This is a genomic window from Mangrovibacter phragmitis (assembly GCF_001655675.1).
GTDB lineage: Bacteria > Pseudomonadota > Gammaproteobacteria > Enterobacterales > Enterobacteriaceae > Mangrovibacter > Mangrovibacter phragmitis.
In genome coordinates this window covers 1-5,663 of record NZ_LYRP01000017.1, presented here as the reverse complement: position 1 = coordinate 5,663, position 5,663 = coordinate 1, and the positions used below count along the sequence as shown (strand labels likewise).

Here is a 5,663-nt window from a genome sequence, read left to right as displayed (position 1 = left end):
ACCAGGATAGCGCCGTCCATCTGAGCAGCACCGGTGATCATGTTTTTAACATAGTCAGCGTGGCCCGGGCAGTCTACGTGCGCGTAGTGACGGGTCGGGGTATCGTATTCAACGTGAGAAGTGTTGATGGTGATACCACGAGCTTTTTCTTCCGGCGCGTTATCGATCTGGTCGAATGCGCGAGCAGAACCACCGTAGGTTTTTGCCAGAACGGTAGTGATTGCAGCAGTCAGGGTTGTTTTACCATGGTCAACGTGACCGATAGTACCGACGTTGACGTGCGGTTTTGTACGTTCAAACTTTTCTTTAGACATCGATTGTCCCTCTAAGACACGGATAAATCGGTGATATCACCACATCAACCAGGCATTAAGCCTGAATTAACAGAACTTTAAACAGAAGAAAACAGGGAGGGAGAATAAGAAGTGGTGCTGATAGGCAGATTCGAACTGCCGACCTCACCCTTACCAAGGGTGCGCTCTACCAACTGAGCTATATCAGCACATCTTGGAGCGGGCAGCGGGAATCGAACCCGCATCATCAGCTTGGAAGGCTGAGGTAATAGCCATTATACGATGCCCGCACACTGGAACTCGGCTACCTGATTTTTCTGTCGGAATTATGAGAGGATTTCTCTCAGCATTCGGGTCGCTTAATTTTTTAGGCGCCCCGGGCAATACTCATGCATTGCCGAAATTGGTGGTGGGGGAAGGATTCGAACCTTCGAAGTCGATGACGGCAGATTTACAGTCTGCTCCCTTTGGCCGCTCGGGAACCCCACCCGAACTTGATGGTGCCGACTACCGGAATCGAACTGGTGACCTACTGATTACAAGTCAGTTGCTCTACCTACTGAGCTAAGTCGGCATCAAGTAGCGCGCATTCTAGGAACACATGCCCCGTGATGCAACAAAAAAATCGCATAAAATGTTCTATCGCTCACATTTTGCACTACACATCGCAATTATGACTACTTTTCAGCCAAAGGAGAACAAATATCCTTCAGTCTGTTGGTCATAATAATGCTCCAGGGGTGACCAACTCTCTTTTTCCCCGTATCATGTCAGTGCTTTTTTTATACAACTAACAGAGAGTGGTGCAGAGCCACTCGTCACTCCCGGCAGAGAATTTCTTCTGCCAAACTAATGAATGTGACATAGATCACATTTTGCATTTCTCAGGCTGGTTATCTGTGTGGAGGTCAATGCCATGAAGATTATTCCGCTGAGTCCTACCATGTTATCCATCTACAGCCAGCAGTTATCCGAAACGCTTCCAGATGCGTTGCAGACAACACAACCTGTGCCACGTCCCGATAAATTATCGGAAATAAAAGCTGCAACTACTCATGTGGATTGCCAGAGATGAGGAGGGCATCACAGGAGCCATTCAATTAAGGCTGGCACAAACTGATGATGCGATTAACCGAGCAGAGGTTATGCACTAGTTGTTCATCAACGTTGCCGTCGTAGAGGTGTTGGCCGTAATCTGCTTGAAACACTGGAAAGTCCAGCACGAGCCCATAAGCGGGGGCTGATTTGCCCTGGTGCCAGGTCAGGGTCTGGTGCAGAACTGTTTTATCAGGCTCAGGGTTACCGTTGTCCTGGAGAACGACCAGACTATACGTTTTCTCAGCACAACGGGTTCTCATCTTCTATGATTTATTACAAACGATGGTTTACTGCCGCACTATTCTGACAACTCATCCGAAATAAAAAATTGGTCTCAGGTGATGCTTTCCTCCTAAAGCATCACCTAAACTTATTTTTTCTTATTATTCGACGCCATCTGGTGATACCCTCCAGACCATTATCAAAATAACTTTTTCTCGGTGTGTCTTGTATCAGTCGCAGACTGGTTAGCCTTTTAAGTGCTGGAATTCGTTGCAATGATCAGGTACATCAGCGAAACAAGAGTATATGTGAATGACTCCTTATCTACAGTTTAACCGGAGCCAGTGGGCTGCACTTCGTGATTCAGTTCCTATGACACTGACCGAAGGTGAGATTGCGCGGTTGAAAGGTATCAATGAAGACCTTTCAATGGAGGAAGTTGCTGAGATTTATTTACCACTTTCTCGTTTGCTTAACTTTTATATCAGTTCAAACCTGCGCCGCCAGGCTGTGCTTGAGCAATTTCTGGGAACTAATGGCCAGAGGATCCCTTATATCATCAGTATTGCCGGAAGTGTTGCGGTAGGGAAAAGTACGACAGCCCGTGTCTTGCAGGCCTTGCTCAGCCGCTGGCCAGAACACCGTCGTGTTGAGCTCATTACCACTGATGGTTTTTTACACCCGAATGAGGTGCTTAAAGAACGTGGCCTGATGAAAAAGAAAGGGTTCCCAGAATCCTATGATATGTACCGGCTGGTTAAATTTGTCTCTGAGCTGAAATCTGGTGCACCGTCAGTCAGTGCTCCCGTTTATTCTCATCTCATTTATGATGTTATTCCTGATGGGGATAAGACCGTCTCACAGCCAGATATATTGATTCTCGAAGGGCTGAATGTATTGCAAAGTGGAATGGATTATCCCCATGCTCCACACCATGTATTTGTTTCAGACTTCGTAGATTTTTCTATTTATGTTGATGCGCCGGAAGAGCTACTGCAAACCTGGTATATCAATCGTTTTCTGAAGTTCCGTAAAGGCGCGTTCACCGACCCAGATTCCTACTTTCATAATTACGCTCAATTGACAGAACAGCAGGCCATCGATGTTGCCACACAATTATGGCAGGAAATCAACTGGTTAAACCTGAAAGAAAATATTCTGCCAACCAGGGAAAGAGCTAGTCTGATTCTGAGCAAAAGCAGCAATCATGCAGTTGAGCATGTAAGATTGAGAAAATAACATACACCAAACAGGGGGGAGCCCCCTGTTTACATCACTCCGCGCAATGAAATCTCGCCACCCATCCACGGCGTGATCATACCATTTTGTTCCAGCATTAACGCTCCCTGTTCATTAATGCCCCGAGAGATACCGGTAATTTCCCGCTCACCAATAATAAGTCTCACAGGACGGTTTATAAAGTTGTCCAGTTTTTCCCAACGAGGCAAAAATGGTGTCAAGCCATGGGCCTCAAAAATCAAAAGTGCGTCCCGCAAGGCATTGATAAGATAAATTGCCAGCTGGTTACGGTCAATTGACACTCCCGCCTCTTGCAGGCTGATCCACCCCTGGTTAACAATGGTTGATTCAACATTACGCATTGTCAGGTTGATCCCTGCCCCACTGACGATATGTGCAGCATCACCTGTTTTACCTGTTAATTCAGTTAAAATACCCGCAAGTTTTCGGTCGTGAAGATAGAGATCATTAGGCCATTTTACACGGACCTGGTCTGCGCCCAGTGCATGGAGTACTTCTGCCATAATGATGCCAATCACCAGGCTCAGGCCTACAGCTGCCGCCGGCCCTTGTTCAAGTTTCCAGTACATGGAAAGATAAAGGTTGGCTCCGAATGGTGAAAACCACTGGCGTCCCCTACGCCCTCTCCCTGCTTGTTGGTATTCAGCAATACAGACATCACCCGAATTAAGTTCATCAATACGTTCAATAAGGTACTGGTTAGTTGAATCAATAACGGGGAGAACTGTCACGTTTCCTGCTGTGACACCCGCCTGAACAACATCAGCGCTAAGTAACTGGATGGGTTCTGGAAGGCTGTAACCTTTGCCTGGCACTGTGAAAACGTCAATACCCCAATCACGCAGTGTTTGAATATGCTTATTAATTGCCGCCCGGCTCATACCCAGGTGTTCACCCAGTTGTTCGCCCGAGTGAAATTCACCATCCGACAAAATAGAAATAAGCGTTAATGGTACTTTATTATCCTTCATGCAATCGCCTCCACAGCACTGACTTCACCCTGACGACCAATGAAGCGCACTTCAGGTTCCAGCCACACATTGAATTTCTCACCGACCTTCTGCCGCACGTTTCTGGCAAGGTTTACAACATCTTCGCTGGTTGCATTATTGACATTAACCAGTACTAATGCCTGATTCTGATGCACTGCCGCCCCCCCTGTCCGGTAGCCTTTTAGCCCACACTGGTCGATAAGCCACCCAGCTGCCAGTTTAACAGTGCCGTCAGGTTGGGGATAATGAGGTATTTTGGGGTAGTGTTGCATCAGGACATTTGCAGTCATTGCATCTACTACGGGGTTTTTAAAGAAACTGCCAGCATTACCCTGTACAGCAGGGTCTGGTAATTTTGTTCGACGCATATGGCACACTGCATCAAATATTTGCTGCGGAGTAACACTGTCTATTGTCAGTTGCGCTAAATCACCATACGTAATTAAAGGTACCCACTGCTTCGGCAGGCGAAAACCTACGGCCACAATGGCCATTCGGTCTTTATACTCGTGTTTAAAAATGCTGTCCCGGTAAGCAAACTGGCATTCTTCAGCGTTCAGACGCAGCCCCTCGCTGGTTTCCAGATTGATACAGTCAACGTAGGCGCATACATCTTTTATTTCACGTCCATATGCCCCAATATTCTGGATAGGTGATGACCCAACACAGCCAGGTATTAGAGCAAGATTTTCCAGACCAGCAATCCCCTTCTCCAGGGATAATTCAACCAAATGATGCCAGTTTTCGCCAGCACCGACATGTAGTAGCCAATTATTGCTGTCTTCTTCAATTTGGATTCCGGCAATACGGTTAAGAATAATCGTGCCAGAAAAATCATCAAGGAACAGGAGATTGCTTCCTTCCCCTACGATGAGAGCAGGTTGCTGAGCGCTCTGCGCACTTTGCCAGGCCGAAACAATATCTGCCGCGGAATTTGCAATGACGATATGCTGCGCGCAGACATCTATGCCAAAGGTATGAAATGGTTTTAACGTATTGCTCATGAACGCTCTTCCTGCTGACCAACAGCAATTAGTGTAACCGATTCATGGTGTAATGGCTTGTCACAAGAAGGATTTTGATACCCGCCAGATGGATAACAGAAAATACGGCCCAGACGCTTATCACACAGAGTATTGCTGCCTGAATGTATCTCTGATGAATGGTGCAGATTTGGGTATATTACAAAGCAAAAAACCCCCAGCTTTCGCTGAGGGTTCTTCTTAATTAAAGCCTGGCAGTTCCCTACTCTCGCATGGGGAGACCCCACACTACCATCGGCGCTACGGCGTTTCACTTCTGAGTTCGGCATGGGGTCAGGTGGGACCACCGCGCTCTTGCCGCCAGGCAGATTCTTTGTGCTCGGTCGTGTCTCTTTTACGTTCTTGCTGCGTTGCTCTCGCCTGCCCGCTCAGTCACATACTTCAGTATGCTCCTTACGCGGTGCGGCTCTGCGCCCTGCCATAACGTAAAATCCATCACGACTTTACTTATCCGTTAACAGGCTGAAAATTTCGTCTCTCTCACACCAAAACATCTTTGGCGTTGTAAGGTTAAGCCTCACGGTTCATTAGTACCGGTTAGCTCAACGCATCGCTGCGCTTACACACCCGGCCTATCAACGTCGTCGTCTTCAACGTTCCTTCAGGACTCTCAAAGAGTCAGGGAGAACTCATCTCGGGGCAAGTTTCGTGCTTAGATGCTTTCAGCACTTATCTCTTCCGCATGTAGCTACCGGGCAGTGCCATTGGCATGACAACCCGAACACCAGTGATGCGTCCACTCCGGTCCTCTCGTA

Annotated in this window: 4 protein-coding genes, 4 tRNA genes, 2 rRNA genes and 1 pseudogene; 2 read left to right on the top strand and 9 right to left on the bottom strand. The window is 47.4% G+C overall.

Annotation, left to right across the window (positions count from 1 at the left end):
• From A9B99_RS13025 to A9B99_RS13005, 5 genes are all read right to left on the bottom strand, one after another.
• On the bottom strand, window positions 1-314 hold a 314-nt coding region (locus tag A9B99_RS13025; protein ID WP_044643658.1), incomplete at its 3' end, for a GTP-binding protein.
• A gap of 112 nt (window positions 315-426) precedes the next feature.
• A tRNA-Thr gene (locus A9B99_RS13020) sits at window positions 427-502 on the bottom strand.
• 6 nt (window positions 503-508) lie between these two features.
• A tRNA-Gly gene (locus A9B99_RS13015) sits at window positions 509-583 on the bottom strand.
• A 114-nt stretch (window positions 584-697) separates the two neighbouring features.
• Window positions 698-782: transfer RNA gene (locus tag A9B99_RS13010), tRNA-Tyr, on the bottom strand.
• Between the two features lie 9 nt (window positions 783-791).
• Window positions 792-867 (bottom strand) — tRNA-Thr (locus tag A9B99_RS13005).
• A 585-nt stretch (window positions 868-1,452) separates the two neighbouring features.
• Here A9B99_RS13005 and A9B99_RS24500 point away from each other — a divergent pair.
• Window positions 1,453-1,698: pseudogene (locus tag A9B99_RS24500) on the top strand (N-acetyltransferase); the annotation flags it as partial.
• Between the two features lie 227 nt (window positions 1,699-1,925).
• Window positions 1,926-2,852, top strand: coding sequence for a type I pantothenate kinase (coaA, locus tag A9B99_RS12995; RefSeq protein ID WP_064598136.1), 927 nt, complete (start codon window positions 1,926-1,928; stop codon window positions 2,850-2,852).
• 29 nt (window positions 2,853-2,881) lie between these two features.
• Here coaA and birA read toward each other — a convergent pair whose 3' ends face one another.
• From birA to A9B99_RS12975, 4 genes are all read right to left on the bottom strand, one after another.
• Window positions 2,882-3,844: a bifunctional biotin--[acetyl-CoA-carboxylase] ligase/biotin operon repressor BirA gene (gene birA / locus A9B99_RS12990; protein ID WP_064598134.1), complete on the bottom strand. Its 963-nt coding sequence runs from the start codon at window positions 3,842-3,844 to the stop codon at window positions 2,882-2,884.
• On the bottom strand, window positions 3,841-4,869 hold the full coding sequence (gene murB, locus A9B99_RS12985; RefSeq protein ID WP_064598132.1) for a UDP-N-acetylmuramate dehydrogenase: 1,029 nt from the start codon (window positions 4,867-4,869) through the stop codon (window positions 3,841-3,843). The genes birA and murB overlap by 4 nt, the downstream gene beginning before the upstream one ends.
• 228 nt (window positions 4,870-5,097) lie before the next feature.
• Window positions 5,098-5,213: ribosomal RNA gene (gene rrf, locus A9B99_RS12980) — 5S ribosomal RNA — on the bottom strand.
• A gap of 201 nt (window positions 5,214-5,414) precedes the next feature.
• Window positions 5,415-5,663, bottom strand: a 23S ribosomal RNA gene (locus A9B99_RS12975); the annotation flags it as partial.